Annotated in this window: 21 protein-coding genes; 19 read left to right on the top strand and 2 right to left on the bottom strand. The window is 67.0% G+C overall.

Translation table 11 applies throughout. The features are described from left to right. Positions 1 to 5 precede the first annotated feature (5 nt). On the top strand, positions 6 to 1,091 hold the full coding sequence (locus ACFYWM_RS35165; protein ID WP_389922967.1) for a hypothetical protein: 1,086 nt from the start codon (positions 6 to 8) through the stop codon (positions 1,089 to 1,091). A gap of 7 nt (positions 1,092 to 1,098) precedes the next feature. Here ACFYWM_RS35165 and ACFYWM_RS35170 read toward each other — a convergent pair whose 3' ends face one another. Next, complete coding sequence (locus ACFYWM_RS35170) at positions 1,099 to 1,626, bottom strand: hypothetical protein (RefSeq protein WP_389922970.1); 528 nt, start codon at positions 1,624 to 1,626, stop codon at positions 1,099 to 1,101. 61 nt (positions 1,627 to 1,687) lie between these two features. On the opposite strand from ACFYWM_RS35170, the gene ACFYWM_RS35175 reads away from it, so the two are divergent. The 15 genes from ACFYWM_RS35175 (at position 1,688) to ACFYWM_RS35245 (ending at position 11,007) form a co-directional block, all read left to right on the top strand. After that, positions 1,688 to 1,831 carry a hypothetical protein gene (locus ACFYWM_RS35175; protein WP_389922973.1) on the top strand — a complete coding sequence of 48 codons (144 nt, stop codon included), beginning with the start codon at positions 1,688 to 1,690 and terminating at the stop codon, positions 1,829 to 1,831. Positions 1,832 to 1,840: 9 nt separating this feature from the next. Beyond that, positions 1,841 to 2,164: a hypothetical protein gene (locus tag ACFYWM_RS35180; RefSeq protein WP_389922975.1), complete on the top strand. Its 324-nt coding sequence runs from the start codon at positions 1,841 to 1,843 to the stop codon at positions 2,162 to 2,164. 13 nt (positions 2,165 to 2,177) lie between these two features. Continuing rightward, positions 2,178 to 2,981 (top strand): hypothetical protein, encoded by an 804-nt coding sequence (locus ACFYWM_RS35185; RefSeq protein WP_389922977.1) that lies wholly within the window; start codon positions 2,178 to 2,180, stop codon positions 2,979 to 2,981. 12 nt (positions 2,982 to 2,993) lie between these two features. Continuing rightward, on the top strand, positions 2,994 to 5,612 hold the full coding sequence (locus tag ACFYWM_RS35190) for a hypothetical protein (RefSeq protein WP_389922980.1): 2,619 nt from the start codon (positions 2,994 to 2,996) through the stop codon (positions 5,610 to 5,612). 13 nt (positions 5,613 to 5,625) lie between these two features. Further along, the gene (locus ACFYWM_RS35195) at positions 5,626 to 5,970 is read left to right on the top strand and encodes a DUF2190 family protein (protein WP_389922983.1); all 345 of its coding nucleotides are present in this window, start codon (positions 5,626 to 5,628) and stop codon (positions 5,968 to 5,970) included. Positions 5,971 to 5,981: 11 nt separating this feature from the next. After that, positions 5,982 to 7,127, top strand: a complete 1,146-nt coding sequence (locus ACFYWM_RS35200) for a hypothetical protein (protein ID WP_389922986.1) — start codon at positions 5,982 to 5,984, stop codon at positions 7,125 to 7,127. After that, a complete protein-coding gene (locus ACFYWM_RS35205) occupies positions 7,127 to 7,435 on the top strand; it encodes a hypothetical protein (protein WP_389922989.1) in 309 nt (102 codons plus the stop codon). Before ACFYWM_RS35200 ends, ACFYWM_RS35205 begins: the two co-directional genes overlap by 1 nt. Next, entirely contained in the window at positions 7,435 to 7,734 is a 300-nt protein-coding gene (locus tag ACFYWM_RS35210; protein WP_389922992.1) for a hypothetical protein, read from the top strand. Before ACFYWM_RS35205 ends, ACFYWM_RS35210 begins: the two co-directional genes overlap by 1 nt. A gap of 3 nt (positions 7,735 to 7,737) precedes the next feature. Continuing rightward, positions 7,738 to 8,097: a hypothetical protein gene (locus ACFYWM_RS35215; protein ID WP_389922996.1), complete on the top strand. Its 360-nt coding sequence runs from the start codon at positions 7,738 to 7,740 to the stop codon at positions 8,095 to 8,097. A 13-nt stretch (positions 8,098 to 8,110) separates the two neighbouring features. Next, entirely contained in the window at positions 8,111 to 8,545 is a 435-nt protein-coding gene (locus ACFYWM_RS35220; protein WP_389922999.1) for a DUF6093 family protein, read from the top strand. Next, a complete protein-coding gene (locus ACFYWM_RS35225; protein ID WP_389923002.1) occupies positions 8,542 to 8,898 on the top strand; it encodes an HK97-gp10 family putative phage morphogenesis protein in 357 nt (118 codons plus the stop codon). The genes ACFYWM_RS35220 and ACFYWM_RS35225 overlap by 4 nt, the downstream gene beginning before the upstream one ends. Further along, entirely contained in the window at positions 8,895 to 9,329 is a 435-nt protein-coding gene (locus ACFYWM_RS35230) for a hypothetical protein (RefSeq protein ID WP_389923005.1), read from the top strand. Before ACFYWM_RS35225 ends, ACFYWM_RS35230 begins: the two co-directional genes overlap by 4 nt. Before the next feature lie 66 nt (positions 9,330 to 9,395). After that, the gene (locus tag ACFYWM_RS35235; RefSeq protein WP_389923008.1) at positions 9,396 to 9,719 is read left to right on the top strand and encodes a hypothetical protein; all 324 of its coding nucleotides are present in this window, start codon (positions 9,396 to 9,398) and stop codon (positions 9,717 to 9,719) included. A gap of 259 nt (positions 9,720 to 9,978) precedes the next feature. Further along, entirely contained in the window at positions 9,979 to 10,467 is a 489-nt protein-coding gene (locus ACFYWM_RS35240; RefSeq protein ID WP_389923010.1) for a hypothetical protein, read from the top strand. Continuing rightward, positions 10,468 to 11,007 (top strand): hypothetical protein, encoded by a 540-nt coding sequence (locus ACFYWM_RS35245; RefSeq protein WP_389923013.1) that lies wholly within the window; start codon positions 10,468 to 10,470, stop codon positions 11,005 to 11,007. 379 nt (positions 11,008 to 11,386) lie between these two features. Here ACFYWM_RS35245 and ACFYWM_RS35250 read toward each other — a convergent pair whose 3' ends face one another. Next, on the bottom strand, positions 11,387 to 11,674 hold the full coding sequence (locus ACFYWM_RS35250) for a hypothetical protein (RefSeq protein WP_389923016.1): 288 nt from the start codon (positions 11,672 to 11,674) through the stop codon (positions 11,387 to 11,389). A 140-nt stretch (positions 11,675 to 11,814) separates the two neighbouring features. Here ACFYWM_RS35250 and ACFYWM_RS35255 point away from each other — a divergent pair, with 140 nt between their 5' ends. The 3 genes from ACFYWM_RS35255 to ACFYWM_RS35265 all read left to right on the top strand — a co-directional run bounded on the left by ACFYWM_RS35255 (position 11,815) and on the right by ACFYWM_RS35265 (position 16,903). Next, a complete protein-coding gene (locus tag ACFYWM_RS35255; protein ID WP_389923019.1) occupies positions 11,815 to 16,122 on the top strand; it encodes a hypothetical protein in 4,308 nt (1,435 codons plus the stop codon). A 93-nt stretch (positions 16,123 to 16,215) separates the two neighbouring features. Then, entirely contained in the window at positions 16,216 to 16,464 is a 249-nt protein-coding gene (locus ACFYWM_RS35260) for a hypothetical protein (RefSeq protein ID WP_389923022.1), read from the top strand. Position 16,465: 1 nt separating this feature from the next. Then, positions 16,466 to 16,903, top strand: coding sequence for a hypothetical protein (locus tag ACFYWM_RS35265; protein ID WP_389923025.1), 438 nt, complete (start codon positions 16,466 to 16,468; stop codon positions 16,901 to 16,903). The last annotated feature ends 14 nt before the right edge of the window (positions 16,904 to 16,917 follow it).

Genomic DNA, 16,917 nt, shown 5'->3' on the forward strand with positions numbered 1-16,917 from the left:
CAGAGGTGGCGATCACCCGCGACACGCTGCGCCTCGTCGCCGAACTCCGCGCCGGCACCGACCGCATCGTCGACGACGTCACCCGCGGCATCGTCACCGCGTGGGTGAAGGCGTGGGATGAGATCGCCGCCGAATTCGTCGCTGCCATCGCCGACCTCATCACGAGCGGCGGCGCCCGGTGGCCGGCCCGCGGCCACGTGCTGCGGGCCCGCCGCACCATCACCGCCCTTGATCTGGCGGCGCGCACCATGCGGGGGCTGGCCGTCGACCTGCGGGCCGACACCGCCGCCGCGGCGCGGGACGCTGCCACCGCGGCGGGCCGGGCGCAGGGGGAGCTCGTCGCCTCCCAGCTGCCGTACGGCAGCACACAGGCGGCGGCCGCCCGGCACCGGCGGGTGCGTGAGGATGCGATCGACACGATCGTGCGGCGTACGGCGGAGCAGGTGCACGCCTCCTCCTGGCCGCTCGCCGACGAGGCGGTCGAGGCGATGAAGGCGGAGCTGGTGCGCGGCGTCGTGCTCGGCAAGAACCCGAAGGCGGCGGCCGGCCGGATGGTGAAGCGGGTGGAGGGCCAGTTCAACGGCGGAATGGCGCGGGCCGTGAACATCGCCCGAACCGAGGTTCTCGACGCCCACCGGGCGGCCGCCGAAACCTCCCAAGCCGACCACGGCGACGTCCTGGACGGCTGGATCTGGCACGCCGAGCTGAAGAAGGACCGCGGCCGGACGTGCGCGAGCTGCTGGGTGATGCACGGCACCGTCCACCCCATGTCCGTGCCAGGTCCGATCGACCACCAGTCCGGCCGGTGCGCGCGGGTGCCGAAGACGAAGTCGTGGGCGGCGCTCGGTTTCGACATCGACGAACCCGCGGACCAGTTCCCGACCGGCGAGGCGGTGTTCGCCGGTCTGCCCCGTGAGGAGCAGGAGAAGATCATGGGGCGGGCTCGCCTGGAGCTCCTTGACGGTGGGGGAGTCGGCTGGGCGGACCTGTCCCAGTTGCGGGCCACGCCGGGGTGGCGGGATTCGCGTGGGGTGCGGCCCGTCCGCGACCTTCAACGAATCGCGGACGAACGCACGCTGCCGCCCGCTTAGCGTTTGATCACCAAGAGCGAGGATGAGGGATCGGCACGGCCACCGGCTCTTCCTGCCCATCCCAGGTCAACCAGAGCTCGTGGGCCAGAGGCGACTGCCAGGTGTCGACAAGCATGAACTGCACTGACTCGTTTGGCCGAACCGCGGCACCTTCGGGGAGTTGTCGAGGAATCCCACCGATCTTGCTGGCATCCGCCGTGACCCCAGTGGCGATGTCGTCGCCAGTGTTCCGCAGGAGATACAGGGCGCCGCTTACATGCTGAATATCCCATGACACCTTCCCAGCGGCGGCTGCTCCGGGCTTCTGCTTCTGGGATGCCGGGAGTTCCGCGAAGGCGGCCGACTTCTCCGCAGCGTTTGCGGAGCGGACTGCGGCGTCAGCTGATTTCTCTCCGGCTTCCGCTGCCCTGCGCTGCCACTTCAGGCCCCGCAAGGCGACGGCGAAAGCGCCCAGGGAGACCACGAGAGCGACCCAGGCGGGCCCGTCGCCGAAGTCGATGTCGAACTGCTTGATCCACTCGATGATTCCGTTCACGCCGCCGACCGTAGACCGCCCGTACCCGTAACGTCTCGCCCTGATCCGGAAGGAAGATCCAATGTCCGTTTTAGTGCTTCTCGCCCTGATTTGCTTCCTGGCTTCCGCGATCTGGTCGGCCATCACCCGGGCCTGGCCGCTGTGCCTGCTCGCCGCCGGGGCCACCGTGCTGCTGCTCGCCGAAGCGCTGCCCCTCGACCTGTAGGAGACCCCCGTGCCGTACGTCGGCGAGTTCGTCCACTACGTCGCCCGCGGCACCCCGCCCCGGGAGGACGGCAGCCAGGCGTACCCCTCCGCCTGCCGGGCCGCCGTCGTTACCGCTGTCGGCGAGGCGACCACGTTCCGCCACGACGAGCTGGTCCTCGACGCCGCGGTGCTCGACTTGTGCGTGCTCAACCCGACCGGGCTGTTCTTCAACCAGGGCGTCGCCCACGACCCCGACGGCGGCCCCGGCACCTGGCACGCCCATTTCGGCGGCGCCACCACCTTCGCCACCCCGTGCCCCGCCTCGTCGAACGTCCCGGATTCTCGCCGCTGAGGAGGTGCCGCCGGTGTACGCCAACCAGATCCTTGAAGAGCTGCGCACCTTCTGGGAGGCCGCTGTCTGGCGGGAGGACCTCCACCCGCGCGCCAGCGACGGCAAGTTCGGGTCCGGCGGGCCCAGCCCCAGCAGCAGCACTTCCAAGCCCGCGGGCAAAGCGAAGACGGGCGCCGCCAGCAAGACCGCCGCAGCCAAGCCTGCCGCGCCCAAGAAGGCGCCCGCCGCGAAGAAAACGCCCACGGCCAAGCCCAAGAAGGCGCCCACCGCCCCGCCGCCCCCACCCCCGCCCGCGAAGGATCAGGCGTGGCTCGACAGCCACTACAGCGGCTACCAGAAGTCGCTGACCCCCGGCCAGCGCAAGGCCCTCTCCGGCTACCAGGGCGCCGACTACGGGCTCATGAACGCGCAGCTGCGCAGCACGGGCCGCAACGGCGTCAAGGACGACCGGTTCGACGACGCGGAGATGGCGCGCGCGGCCCGGTCCGCCGGGCTCCGCTCCATGACAAGGACGGGCGTCTGCTCGGCCATGTGTGGACGGATGACCTGGAGGCGGCGGGCTACATGCCGAACGAGGCCGCCGGCCCGGCCGGGCGGCGGGCGGGCGGGCAAGTGTGGGCGATCCACCGCGACGCCTACGCGGAGGATGTGCCGGCCGCTGACCTGCTCAACCCCGACCTGTACGCCGATGTGGGTGAACTCGGCGAGCCGAGCACCGCCCCGGAACCTGACGCCTGACCTTCCGCACTTCCCGAAAGCCCCGAGCCGTCACGGCCGGGGCTTTCGCATTTCCGCAGGCCATCACACATCTGAATAGGGGGCTGAGCCCGTGGTCGACCGATTCGCATGGGGCGCCACAGGCGAACTCATCCCTGCCGACGACCTCGACGACGAGACGGGCATGCAGGAGGGCCGTCATTCGGCGCCTTGGCGGGAGGAGCTTCACCCTCGGGGTGAGGATGGCCAGTTCACCTCCGGGGGTGGGGGCGGTTCCAGTAGCGGGAGCGGTTCCTCGGGGAGTCGCAGCAGTGCGGATACTTCCACCGCCGCGCCCAGCGCCACCGGTGTCAGCGCCGAGCAGGACAGGAAAGCCGCACACCTCGCCCGACTCGCCCGGATCGACAAGGAGAATGCCGACCGTGCCGCCCTGGCGGCCGAGCGGACACGCTTAGCCGCCACCGATCCGGACGCGATCAATCGCCGCGCCTACGTCCCCTCTTTCGCGGAGTATGACCCTCGAACCGATGTGCTGACCATGACCATCGACTCGCAGGAAATCCCGAACAAGAGCGGCGACCTCATCGCCTATCGGGTAGCGGGCAACAACGACCACACCTACGTCAAGAGCGGCGACAGAACCGTCGTCCTCAACGACGACGAGATCAACAAGATCAGGTCCGCTGTCGATAATCCGTATGGCCAAGGTGGGGATGACGACGACAACGAAAGCCGGAAAGCTGCGCTCACCAGCAAGGACGGCTACCACTTCGGGTACGTCCACCCAATCCCCGGCAAGGGCAACCGGGTCAGGGTCGACATTGACAGGAAACCTGCTTTCGAACTCGGCCCGAAAGAGGCCCTCGAGCTCGCCAAGGCGCACGACAGGCTGAGCTACGCCCGCAGGCTCACTGCGGAGTACGACACGGTTGACGTGCTCGACCGTGGGCGTGGTATCGCGTTGCGAACCAAAGGCGAGGACGGTGCCCCGGTTGAGATGCCGCTCCGGCTCTCCAGCGCAGAACGCGTAAAAGATGCCTTTGGCGAGCTTGTTGATGACCAGGTGGACTCGCCGCAGAAGGTGAAGACCGAGAAGGGCGAGTTCGTCATCACCCGGGACACGCCCCCCGGCGAGGAACCCGCCATAACGATCACCATGCCGAACGGTCGCGTACTCACCTTCGACACCCAGGATCAGCAGTGGGAGTTTCAGAGCGCCCTCATCCACGTGCTGAACGAGTCCGCGAGACCCGACACGACCTCAAGGGCCGAAGCCCGCCCGCTAACCGAGCACGTCCCCCTCACCGAAGCCGCCACCGGCATCACCGACTTCCAGCCGACCAGCAAGGGCCGCTACCGGGTACTGCTCATCAAAGCGGGCCGAGGCGCCTCCGGCCACTACACCGAGGAAGTCCTCCGCCGCGACGGCCCCAGGGTTTTCCCCGCAGGCACGCGAATGTACATGGACCACCCGACCCTCACCGAGAAGGCCGAACGGCCCGAAGGCTCCACTCTCAACTGGGCATCCGTCACCACCACCGACGCTGCCTGGGACCCCGCGTGGAAAGGGCTGGTCTCCGAGGTCGAGGTGTTCCCGCACTGGAGACACGTCCTCAACCCCGAGTACGCCAAGCACATCGGATTGTCGATCCGCGCGTCCGGCACGGTCGAAGCCGGAGAGGTCGACGGCCGCCGGACGCTGATCGTCACCAGCTTGGGTGAGGGCACCAGCGTCGACTGGGTCACCCAAGCCGGTGCGGGCGGCCGGGTGCTGCAGCTCATCGAATCCGCACGCACCACAGCACCCCAGGAGGGCGCCATGCCGCCATTTCAGAAGGCCAAGGACGAAGACGAAGAGCCGGACGGCGCCGACGTCGAGGACGAAGAGACCGACGACGACGAGGAAGAGGGCGAGAAGAAACTGCCCGCCTTCCTGAAGGCCAAGGGCATCTCCGAAGCCGGCAACGTCGGCGCCTGGGTCGAGTCGCGGCTGCACCTCACCCTCACCGCGCTCGCCGACGACATGTACGGCGACGGCCTCCTCACCCGCCCTGAGCGGCTCGCCCTGTCCACCGGCATCGGCGACGCCCTCACCGCGTTCACCACCCGCCTGCAGGCCGAGCAGCCGCAACTGTTCACCCGCGACCGCTGGCAGCAGCCGCCGCCCGCTGTCGAACCTGCCCCGGCCGTCCCGGCCGCCCCCAAGCCCGGCGACCTCAAGGTCGTCGAAGACGAGCAGGGCATCCTGCCCGACGAAGACGAGGAGGGCACGATGCCCGACCTGACCGAATCCCAGCGCGAGCTCGCCGAGGCCCAGAGGGTCGCGGCCGCCGCCACCGAGGAACTCGCCCGCTTCCGCGCGGTCGAAGCCGCCCGCCCCATCGCCGTCGCGGTGCTCGCCGAGTCCGGCCTCCCCGCCGCGGCGCAGACGAAGCTGCTGGCCACCGTGACCTCCGCCACCGTGCCGCTCGCCGAGTCCGCCGAGCTGGACGAGGCGAAGCTGCGCGCCACCCTCGCCGAGGCGGTGACCGCGGAGAAGACCTACCTGGCGTCGCTGGCCGAGGCCGACGGTGTCGGCAGGGTCCGCGGCCTGGGCGAGTCCGCCAGCAGCGGCGACCAGGTCGACACCGCGGCGCTCGCCGCGACCACGACCGGCCTGACCGAGGCGTACAAGTCCAAGGGCATGACCGCCGAAGCCGCCGCGCTCGCCGCCGCCGGCCGACCCTTCTGAGAGGACCTGACCAGTGGCAACGAACATCGTTCACGAGGACGGCGACCAGCTGCGCGTCGTCTGCACCGCCCCGGCCGAGCCGAACTCCGGTGACCCGGTCCTGGTCGGCCAGCTGCCCGGTGTGGCGCTGACGGATGAGGACGACGACGGCTACACGACCGTCAAGTTCAACGGTACCGCCACCCTGGCGGTGAAGGGCGAGACCACCACCAACGCGGCCGTCAGCGCGGGCGACATCCTCTACTACGACGGCGGCGTGATCAACAAGGACTCCACTAACGGCGTCCGCTTCGGATACGCCCTCGCCGCCGTGTCCAGCGGCGCCACCACCTCCATCCTCGTCAAGATCGGCTACTGAGGAGTTTCCGCATGACCCTGTTCAGCAAGGCGGTCGAGCGGATCGACGCTCAGTCCGCCACCATCGGCGCCATGTTCGGCGGCGACCGCCGAGTGTTCGGCAGCCGCACCCGCGACCCCCGCCGGGAGGCCGCGATCCTGGAAGCGGAGCGGTTCGTCTACGACATCCGCTACGGCCGCCGCCCCCTCACCCACTTCGCCGAGGCCATGTCCACCTCGGACTTCCCGAGCCTGTTCGCTGACAGCCTCGACCGGCAGCTGTACGGCTCCTACACCGCCACCATCCCCACCTGGAAGAACTACGCCCGCGCCGCGGTCGTCAACGACTTCCGGCCGGTCAAGCGATTCGCCACCTCGGGTGTGCGCGGCCTGCTGTCGAAGGTGGGGGAACTGGCCGAGCACGAGCGGCGCAGCATGACCGAGACGCCGTACGAGTACGAGGTCGACAAGTACGAGGCCGGGTTCGCCCTCTCCTGGGAGGCGATGATCAACGACGACCTCAACGCGTTCATGCGGCTGCCGCAGGACCTCGCCGAGTCGGCCATCGACAGCGAGGAGTACTTCGTCACCACCCTGTTCTGCGACGCCTCCGGCCCGCACGCCACCCACTACACGGGCGGCAACGACAACCTGCTCACCGGCAACCCGGTGCTGTCCCGGGACGCGCTGCAGGCGGCGATCACGAAGCTGATGAAGCGCCGCGATGCCAACGGCAACCCCATCACCGTCAAGTCGGTGCGGCTCGTCGTCGGCACCGGGCTCGCGCTCACCGCGCAGGAGATCCTCGACACCACCGAGTACCGGACCGTCGACGCCAACGGCAACGTGCGCGTCATCTCCGGCAACGGTGTCGCCGCGAACCTGGGTGTCGACGTCAACTACTGGATCGACTCGGTGGCGACGACCGCGAACGCCGACACCTCCTGGTGGGTGTTCGCCGACCCCAACGGGGCCCGCCCCGCCATGGAGTTCGGCCGGCTGCGCGGCTACGAGGCGCCGGCCTTGTTCGAGAAGATCCCGGACACCCGGCGGGTGGGCGGCGGCGAGGAGCCGTGGAGCTTCGACACCGAGGCTGCGGAGAAGAAGATCAAGCACGTGTTCGGTGGGGCGTTCGTCGACACGAAGATGACGGTGGCGAGCAAGGGGACCGGCAACTGATGAGCCTGCCGGACCTTCCGCACCCCACCGTGCGGGAGCAGCAGTACCTGCACGGCCTGTGTCTGCGGATGGACGCGCAGAACGAGCTGCTCACGCAGATCCTCGACCGCCTGCCGTCGCCCCCGCCGGAGCGAGACGACGGCATGGTCGAGCTGCGCGAACCCGCCACCCCCCGAGGGCAGGAGGCGGAGCCTGTCGACGATGAGGGCTCCGCCCCGGAGTCCCCGGCGGACACACCTGATTCTGGGCGCCGCTCGGCGCGCCGTACCCGGAAGACCACCACCAAGAAGCAGGAGGGGACGCGCTGATGCCCAACCCCAACGCGGCCTACTACGGCACCAGGCCCACCACCCCGCTGCGCGGCTCCGCGAGCCTCAACTTCCCGTCCATCGCGGCCGGCGCCACGGCGGAGCTGACCATCACCATGACCGGCGCCGCCGTCGGCGACGCCGTCGCCGTCGCCCCGCCCGCCACCCTGGAGGCCGGTGTGGTCGGGTTTGGCCGGGTGACGGCGGCGAACACGGTGACTGTCCGGCTGGCCAACGTCACCTCTGGCGCGGTCGACCCGGCGGCGGCCACCTGGGGTGTTACCGTCCTCAAGGCGTAGCCGGTGATCGACTACACCACGGACGTCGGCCAGGTACGGCTCCTCATCCCGGACACGGACCCGACCGCTCAGCTGCTGAACGACCCGCAGATCGAGGCGTTCCTGAGGCTGGAAGGCTCCGTCAAACGAGCCGCTGCGCAGGCGCTGGACGTGATCGCCTCTTCGGAGGCGCTCGTGTCCAAGGTGATCTCGATGAATGGGTTGAGCATCGACGGCACGAAGGTGGCCGGGGAGCTCCGCGCGAGGGCCGGGGAGCTCCGCCGGCAGGTCGACGACGGAGACGATGACGACTCGGCTGGCTTCGACATCGTCGATTTCAATCCGTACGCCGGCCGCGGATACCGGAGTTGGCGAGCCTGGTAAGGGGGTGCTCCTCGTGCCGCTCGTAGGTCACGGCCCGATCCCTCCCCGCTGGTCTGAGCACCACCGCCCCACAGCGGTAGGCACCCTGACCGGTACCTGCCGCATCACCCGCGGTGGCGGCGACGGGCACCTCGACGATGACGGCGTCTGGCATCCGCCAGGGACAACCGTCGTCTACGTCGGGCCGTGCCGCATCACCGCCCCTGCTGGCATCAGCAACCCCGTCGTCGGCGACCAGCCGACAGGCATGGGTGACTACCAGGTCGCGATCCGCTGGGACGTGGCGGAGATCCTCGAACACGACATCGTCGAGGTCCTCACCGCCAAGGACCCGCAACTACCTGGTCGGAAGTTCCAGGTGAAGGACCCGTTGGGCGGCGGCGGCACCGAGCAGTGGGAGCGGGTTCTCACCTGTACTCAAGACATCACCCACAGGGAGGTGCCGTGAGCGACGACTTCGACTTCTCCGAGCTTGTCCGGCTGGAAATGGAACTCGATCACGTCACCGAGCGAGCCGAGCGCATGGCGAAGGTGGCGGTCAAGAAGACCGGGTTCGATACCGTCGCTGGCGCACAGGCGTTGGCCCCGGTCGATACGGGCAATTTGAAGTCCAGCATCGGCGTGGATTTCGACGTCGATGGGCTGGGGTTCGAAGCTGGGCCCACAGCCTCGTATGGCGGTTACGTCGAGTGGGGCACCAGCCGAATGGCCCCACAGCCTTATATGGGGCCCGCCTGGGACAAAGCCGAAGGCCCGTTCATCAAGGCAATCGAGTCCATCGGCGGCCGGGTGCTCGAATGACCGTCGCAGCAGCCAGACCGCACACCGACGCCGTCGTAGCCCTGCTCATCGCTGCCGGCGTGCTCGTGGGCCGCGGCAAAGCCCCAACCGGCGGCGGATGGGCCAGCAACCCAGGAACTTCGACGTTCACCGGCTACACCGTCCTGTACCCGTTCACCGGACGCGACGAGCCGACATCCCTGGGACAGGTACATCACAGCCTCGACTTCACCTTCCAACTCACCTGCGTGGGCGCCACCCAGCAACAGGCCGAAGGTGTCGTGGACGCTGTCCGGGTCGCTCTCGTCGGGGTCACCCCGACAGTCGCGGGCCGTACGGCTTACCCGGTGTATCAGCTTCCGCTCGGCCAGCCCGTGACCCGAGATGACGCGGTGGCCCCACCGGTTCACTACGCAGTCGTCCAGTTTCACTTCAGGTCCAACCCGACCTAATCCCACCGCGCATCCGATCCAGCCCGCCACGTGCGGGCTTTTTCATGCCCTGAGGAGAGCCCGCGAATGGCTACCTACACCGCTGAACCGATCACTGCCGCCGGCGTGGTCCTGACGCCGAGAACCGCTGCAGCTGGCGACAAGCTCGTCTACGACACGAACGCAGTCCTGCGGATCACCAACGGCTCCGGCGGCTCGATCACCGGCACGATCCCTGTCGCTGGCAACAACTCGTACGGACAGCCCAACCCGGACCCGGTGATCACCGTGGCTGCCAGTGCGACCAAGGCCGTTCTCATGCTGCCTGCGTACATCGACCCGGCAGATGGCCTGATCTCGCTGACGTGGTCGGCCACGCCGGACGTCACCTTCATCTACGAGCGCCACTGATGGGCCGCTACGTGGTCCGGGATCCGGCCACCCGTGAGTTCGAGATCGACGAGTCGGCGCTGCCGTTCTGGGAGCACCGCGAGGGCTACACCGTCAGGCCCGCTTCGGCGGCTGCTGACAAACCTGCCGCCGGTGACGCCCCCTCGGGTTCAGCGCACCCCGCCCTTGACGGGCCCACCTCGCCGGAGGAGTCCGGCACCCCAACCACCCCGAGGAAGGCGGCCTCGCGGCCTGCCCAGAACGTTGAAGGAGCAGGTCGATGAGCCAGATTCTGACTGACGGTAACACTCGTGTCACGTTTGTTCCGAGCATCGCGTCCATCACCGCACCGACCGTGGCCGAGCTGACTGCGGGCGGCATCGTGGCGCTGGAGAACACCCTCACTGACGATGGCCTGAGCATCGAATTCGACGAGGGCGTCGTGACCGGCCCCACGTTGGCGTCCGTTCAGGACTTCGAAGGCCCTGGTCGCATCAAGGCGAACATCGAACTGACCGGATACCGCGACAGCAGCCCGGCATCTGACCGCATGTGGACGGTCATGGTCCGCGGCACCGCTGGCTATTTGGTGGTACGTACCGCGCTGGCTGCGACGACTGGTTACGCGGCTGCGCAGAAGGTCGACGTGTACGGCGTGACCTGCGGCGAGCGGCGCAAGCTGCCCGTCGAGCGCGAGTCGTACGAGAAGTTCGCGATCAAGATGTTCGCGTCGAGCACTTACAACATCGACTCCACCGTGGCGGCGTAGATGGCCAAATTCGCAGACATCAAAGCGAAAGCCAAACTGCCGGAAAAGCCGGTTCCGCTGTGCCTCACGGGCGATCTACAGGCGGAGTTCGAGGAACTCGTCCACCAATTGGAAGAGCTCACCGCCCGCCCTGACGGCCCTAGGACGCTGGCCGGTGGGGCGAGTGCGGAAGAACGGGCTCTCGCTGAAAAGATCGAGGCTCTCCGCCTGCAGATGCAGTCAGAGGTCACCGTGTTCCGGCTGCGAGCCCTGCCCAGGAGCAAGTGGCGGGATCTGATGGCCAAGCACCCGCCGCGGCCAGAAGACAAGGCCGAGGGCGGCATGTGCAACTTGGAGACTGGGCCCATCGCCGCGGTCGCCGCGTGCTGCCTGGATCCGCAGATGAGCATCCCCGAGGTGGAAGAGCTCGTTGACGAGATCCTCACCCAAGGCCAGTGGGACACCCTGTGGCAGCAGGTGTTCCTGCTGAACCGGGTGAAGCATGACATCCCTTCTTCGTCGGCCGCCTCCGGGATTCTGCGGAGCTCCACGAGGAGCTGACGCTCGCCCACGCCTACCGCATCCCGCTGTCCAGGTTGCGAGGACGTGAGCCGAGGGAGATCACGCGGCACCACTACGACAAGCAAGGCCGTCTGGTCCGTTCCGTCACCACGCGGGAACCGGAGTGGACAGAGGAAGACGCGGCTTGGCACACCGCGTACCTGCGAGAGCAGAACACGCGGTGTCCAGGCCTGTGCGGCCTGCCGCTGGATGAAACCACAGCCATGGCGAACGGCAGGCCGGCACACACCTACAAGGTGCCAGACCCTGCCCGCTGCCAGGCGTGTGACGTACTTATCCGAGCGCAGGACGCAGCAGCTAAAGACGATGTCAAACGACCAGGCGCGTTGCTGCGGCACATCGAGAAGACCTGCGAGTGCTAGTAAGTGCGTTGGAAGACGGCGTCGCCGTTGAACTCTCCGACAAAGCGGTATCCCCTGACCCCGGCGGCTTGGATGAGGTCTTCGAGGTAGATGAAGCCGCCTCGTAGGCGCCATACAACCTCGCGGTCGCCGTTGAACTTGAGATCCAGGCGCTGCACGAGGTCCGGCGGCTCGACTCCACCGACCCCCTTCAGCCATCGGGTCAAGAGGACAGTCGCTCGCCAGGCGAGGAACCCGCCGATGCCCACGGCTGCGGCTACGGCAAGGAACTCATTCGGCGCCATTCCGGACTCCTGTGTGCGCTGGAATCCCCCGATCCGCTGGCGATGATGCCACGTCACTTGCTCGGCGCGCACCCATAACGACTCATTCCTTGACCTGACAGGCGGTGAGTCCGATCGCGGAGCGCAGCGTCAGCATCAGAATGCGTCTCAAGATCGCTGAATTCGAGGCGGGTTCTAACGGCATAAAGCGCAACCTGGCCGGTGTAAACCGCAAGCTCACGGAGACTGCCGGATTCGCCGCGGGCATGCGGAAGAAACTTGAAGACGCCACAAAGGCACTCCCCAAGATCGAGATTGATGCCAACAGCACTCCGGCGGAAATCAAGGTCGCAGAACTCCGCGCCAAGCTGGAGAAACTGGCCGCGAAGGAAATCAACGTCGATGCTGACGCCACCCAGGCGTTGATCGAGATGGCCGCACTCCAGCAGGAGCTCGAAGCGGTCGAACGCGGCGCGAGCTTCGAAGTCCGCACCGAGGTCGGGGCGGCCCTGTCGCAGCTACGGGGTATCCAGCAAGAAGTTGATCGAATCAATGGTGAGACTGCTCGGGTTCAGGTCGATGCCGACACCGGTGGCGCGCAGTCGCAGCTCAGGGGCGTAGGCACAGAACTGTCCCGGTTGACTGGGCGTAACGCCCGCGTGCGGGTGACCGCCGACGTGTCCAGCGCTCTCACCGGTATCGCCATGGTCGGCGCAGCTCTCGCGTCCCTTCCAGCGGCAACGTCGATCGCGGTCGGCGTGGGTGCGCTCGGTGCCGCGTTCACCGCGGCGGGGGCGGGCGCGGCCGGTTTTGCCGCCGTGGCCGTACCAGGGATGACACGCGTGAACGAGGCCCTGGCCGCACAGGAAAGCGCAGCCAAGGCAGCTGGTGGCGCTACGGGCGGGGCTGGCCAGTCCGCGGCTCAGGCCGCGCAGCAGATGCTGCAGATGGAGGCCGCGCAGAAGCGGCTGAAGGACGCCCAAGTTGACGCCCGCCAGGCACAGCGAGACCTCACCGCCGCTTGGGAGGAGGGCCGCCGCTCTCTGCAGGACCTGAACTTCAACCTGGACCAGGCGATCCTGTCGCAGGAGGATGCCGCTCTCGCCGTGCGGGAGGCCGCCCAGCGGCTGGCAGAGGTCAACGCCGACCCGAACGCCGACCAGCTAGACCGGGAGCGCGCCGAGCTGTCCTACCGGCAGGCGCTGCAGCGGTCCGAAGAGCAGGAAGTTAAAACCGCGCGTGCCCGCAAGGACACCGCCGCGGCGAACAAGGCTGGGATCAGAGGCACCGAGGAGTATACGAGCGCCCAGGAGAACCTGAAGAACGCGCAGGCCGAGGTCGCCGAAGCCGAGCAGCAACTCAAGCTGTTGCGCCTTCAGCAGCAGGAGGCCATGGCCGGTGCAGGTGGCGCGGCGGGCGGACTGGCTGATGCGTTCGCCAAGTTGAGTAAGCAGGAAAGAACCCTCGCTGGAGATGTGAAGGCCTTCAACAAGGCATACCTCGACTGGCAGCGCGACCTTCAGCCCGACGTGTTCCCTGTCATCTCCAAGGGCTTGGATCTACTCACTGTCGGAATGAACAAAGCGACACCGCTGATCAGGGCCAGTGCGGGTGCTTTCGGTGAGTTGATCGACAAGACCAAGGAAGGCCTCGCAGAGGAGCAGTGGTCATCCTTCTTTTACGACTTGACCACGCAGGCGCCTCGCGCCATCGAAGGTCTTGGCGCGGCGGCAGGCAACGTAGCTGGCGGGCTCGCTGGCGTAATCCAAGCCTTTCTGCCGTACACCGATGACCTGATGGACTTCCTGGAAAACGCCACCCAGGGCTTCGAGGGCTGGGGGCAGAACCTCAAGGGCAGCCCTGAATTCGAGGCGTTCATCAACTACGTCAAGGAGAACGGCCCGAAGGTCGGCGAGGTGCTCAGCAACATCGCCACCTTCGCCGGGAAGATCGTCGGGGTTGGCGCCGACATGTCGCCAGCCTTGCTCGACTTCCTGGTGGGCTTGTCGGCGAAGCTCGCAGCGATGGATCCGGCGCAGATCGAGGCCATCGCCGCAGGTGTTGCGGCGATCTTCGCCGCAGCCAAGCTGGGCGCCACCTTGAAGATCGGCGGCCTCGTGGTGCTGGCCGAACTGATCGGCAAGATGAGCCCCGGCCAGATTCAGGCGGTCGCGATCGCCATCGCCGGTTTGATCGTCGCGGTCAAGGGCGCCCAGGCGGTGAGCGCTGTTGCGGGTATCTGGGAGCGGCTCGGCGGCGGCATCGACAAGGCCGGCGCTGCTGCCGATCGCAACAAGGGCAAGCTCAGCAAGCTCGGCGATATGGCTGGAGCAGCTGGTGGTGTTCTGGCCGCAACCAGCGCTCTAGGGCTGCTGGACAACAGTCTCAACGGGTTGGACACCAAACTCGGAAGCATGTCCGACGAGATGGCCAAATTCGCTCAGACGGGCCAGCTCAGCGGCAAACTCGCCGAGCAGTGGGGCGACTCTCTGGGCAGCGTTGTTACGGACGTCGGCTCATGGGATGAAGCGCTTGGCCGTGCGAGCGGCACGTCCGAGTCGTTCCGCGAAGCCATCAGTCGTCTCGCTAACCCGGGTCCGCTGGAAGGATTCAAGACCAGCTATCTCGGCTTGATGAACGTGGTAACGCTTGGCACGACGGAGTTCGACAAGAGCGCTGAGCAGATCGGGTTCATGGACCAGGAGTTGGCCAACCTGGTGTCCAGCGGGCGGGCGGGTGAAGCTGAGCAGGCATTCGCGCGGCTAACCAAGGAAGCCCAAGCGATGGGCGTCCCGGTGTCGGCGTTGAAGGATGTCTTCCCGCAGTATTCGCAGGCCATGGCTTCTGCTGGCACAGCCTCATCCGAGGCTGCGGTCGGTATCGACGCGGCTAAGCAGGGCATCGACGGGTTCAAGTCTTCTCTGGACGCCTTCAACGCCACGACTGACGCAGCCAAGGCGATCCGAGATCTGGACCTCGCCTACCAGGCGGCGAAGAAGGCGGTCGATGCTTCGACGGTCGGGCTTGAAATTAATAAGGCGAAGACGGATGAACAGCGCGATGCTGCGATTGTGGCCCGAGATGCTTTCTCTGGTTATATCCAGAAGGTCGATGACATTGGCAGGGCTCAGCAGGTCGCGGGCAAGAACACCGCGGACAGCACCATCTCGATCGCCGAGCAACTACCGAAGCTGTTTGATCTGGCCGGATCCTCCAAGGAGGCCCAAGCCCGCGTCTACGATCTCGCCACGAACTTCGGCATCAGCCGACAGATGGCAGACAAGGCGCGCACTGGCTCTAAGGAATTCAAGGAAGAACTAGATCGACTCAAGGACAAAAAAGTCAAGATCGAGTTGGATACCAAGAAGGCGCTCGACCAGGCTTATGCCTTCGCTAAGCAGCTCCTTGGTATCAAGTTGGAACTGCCCGTCGGGATCAGGGCGCCGGCAGCGCCGAGGGCGTACGGCGGTATCTACAACGCGGACGGTCGCCAGTACATGGCGTCGGGCGGTATCCGCTCGGCAGGGGCGAGTCCTGCGGCGATGATCGCTACCTCCCCGTACATGATCTCCGGCAGGGCTGGACCTGACGTCGTGTTCGGTGAGGCCGGTATGGAGGCCTATATCCCGTTGTCCACAGGGAAACGCGACCGCGGTCTGCAGATCTTGCAGGAAGCCGCAGGCGTCATGGGGATGGCGGTGGTGCCGGAGAAGATCGCCCTCAACGCCGCGGGCTCGGCTGGCGGGGCCAGTGGAGGTTCGTTCTCTGGCGGTGGTGCGGCGATGGTGTCGGTCACCGGCATCGACGCTCTGCGCTCCGCTTTGGACACGACCGCGCTGGATCTGACCGGGTCTCTCGGCGGGGCCACATCCACACTGGACGCAACCCTCGGAGACGCAGGCACCCTCACCTCCTCCCTGACGGGGGTGGGGGAGATTGCTGGGCATCTCGCGGATGAGGTGACCGGCTGGGGTGAGGTCATCGCCTCCGAGGTGCCTCCTCTAACGGACGCGGTGAACCTGCTCGGCGACGCCATCTCAGCAGCGGCGTCCGGTGATGCGAAGGGCAACACCGGCTCCAAGGGAGACGAGAGGTCTCCTCGCGGAGGCTCGGGCAACTCCAAGGGCGCCACGGGGTCGAAGGGCGATGAGCGTAGTCCTCGGGATGCGGCCGGCAAGGCCGAGCCGCCGAAGAAGATCGCGTTGCAGGGTGCAACCAGCATCACTGGTGTGGCGTTCAGCGGTGGCACGAACTGGTCGCATACATCGCGGCCGGTGCAGGCGGCGCCGTCCACCTCAGGCGGATCCAGCAGCAGTGCTGGCGGCGGTGGTGGTGAGTTGTCGCTTGGCAAGTCTCAACAGGTCGCGGGCTCGCTGGTGCACATCGACACGCTCACCGTGCGCGAGCAGGCCGACGTGGACGTGGTCGCCGCAGCGCTGTACTCCCGGCTCGGGTCCAAAGGCAGATAGTTCGCAGGAAGGCCCCGAGGAGTTCTCGGGGCCTTTTCCTTTTCCCTTTATTGAGAGGCGGTTCGGTATGCCTGAAATCGTTGGCGGTGCGCTGTGAGTGCGCGTGTAGCCGCCGCCCAGGCCCGGCGAGAACTGGCGTTCCTGGAAATAGCTGAAGCGCTCAGCGAAAAGCTGGCTGACGCGAAGGCGGCGAAGGCATCGAACCCCGGCGACGAGGCGGCGGTGCAGCACCACCGCGCCGTGTCGGACGAGATGCACGCGTTCCGCGCGTGGGCTCGAACGGCTGGCAAGCCGCGCGAGGGCACTCCTGGCCGTGACGCTGTGATCAAGGTAGGTGGTTGACGTGGCGTGGACCGTATCCGGCTGGTACTCCGACACACTCAAGCTTGCGCTGGCGCTGGACATCGCGCTGGACCTGGAACGAGATGATCACAAGCTGGCCTTGTACAGCAACTCGCTGACCCCGGACTTTTCGGCGACCGCTCCGGCGTACTCAACGACGGCTGAGGTCAGCGGCACTGGTTACACCGCTGGTGGCGCGGTCATCACCGGGACGACGCTCGCGTCCACAGGCGGCTACACGACGTGGGACGGCGACAACGTCGAATGGGCGTCGTCGACCCTTTCCGGGGTGCGGGGCGCAAATGCGTACGCTGACGCTCTCGGCACAAACAACCTGATTCTCGGGGTCGATTTCGGCTCCGCGTACGAAACCGCTGACGGGAGCCTTATCGTCGCGTGGGCTGGTACTGGTATCGGCCGCATTCACGTTGTTCCATAGTCTGCTGGAAAGTA

This window comes from Streptosporangium sp. NPDC002721, from assembly GCF_042888905.1.
GTDB lineage: Bacteria > Actinomycetota > Actinomycetes > Streptosporangiales > Streptosporangiaceae > Streptosporangium.

Coding starts and splice junctions, on each gene's coding strand:
- ACFYWM_RS35175 (WP_389922973.1), top strand. CDS start 1,688: ATGTCCGTTTTAGTGCTTCTCGCCCTGATTTGCTTCCTGGCTTCCGCG.
- ACFYWM_RS35200 (WP_389922986.1), top strand. CDS start 5,982: ATGACCCTGTTCAGCAAGGCGGTCGAGCGGATCGACGCTCAGTCCGCC.
- ACFYWM_RS35205 (WP_389922989.1), top strand. CDS start 7,127: ATGAGCCTGCCGGACCTTCCGCACCCCACCGTGCGGGAGCAGCAGTAC.
- ACFYWM_RS35210 (WP_389922992.1), top strand. CDS start 7,435: ATGCCCAACCCCAACGCGGCCTACTACGGCACCAGGCCCACCACCCCG.
- ACFYWM_RS35230 (WP_389923005.1), top strand. CDS start 8,895: ATGACCGTCGCAGCAGCCAGACCGCACACCGACGCCGTCGTAGCCCTG.
- ACFYWM_RS35235 (WP_389923008.1), top strand. CDS start 9,396: ATGGCTACCTACACCGCTGAACCGATCACTGCCGCCGGCGTGGTCCTG.
- ACFYWM_RS35240 (WP_389923010.1), top strand. CDS start 9,979: ATGAGCCAGATTCTGACTGACGGTAACACTCGTGTCACGTTTGTTCCG.
- ACFYWM_RS35245 (WP_389923013.1), top strand. CDS start 10,468: ATGGCCAAATTCGCAGACATCAAAGCGAAAGCCAAACTGCCGGAAAAG.
- ACFYWM_RS35250 (WP_389923016.1), bottom strand. CDS start 11,674: ATGGCGCCGAATGAGTTCCTTGCCGTAGCCGCAGCCGTGGGCATCGGC.
- ACFYWM_RS35255 (WP_389923019.1), top strand. CDS start 11,815: ATGCGTCTCAAGATCGCTGAATTCGAGGCGGGTTCTAACGGCATAAAG.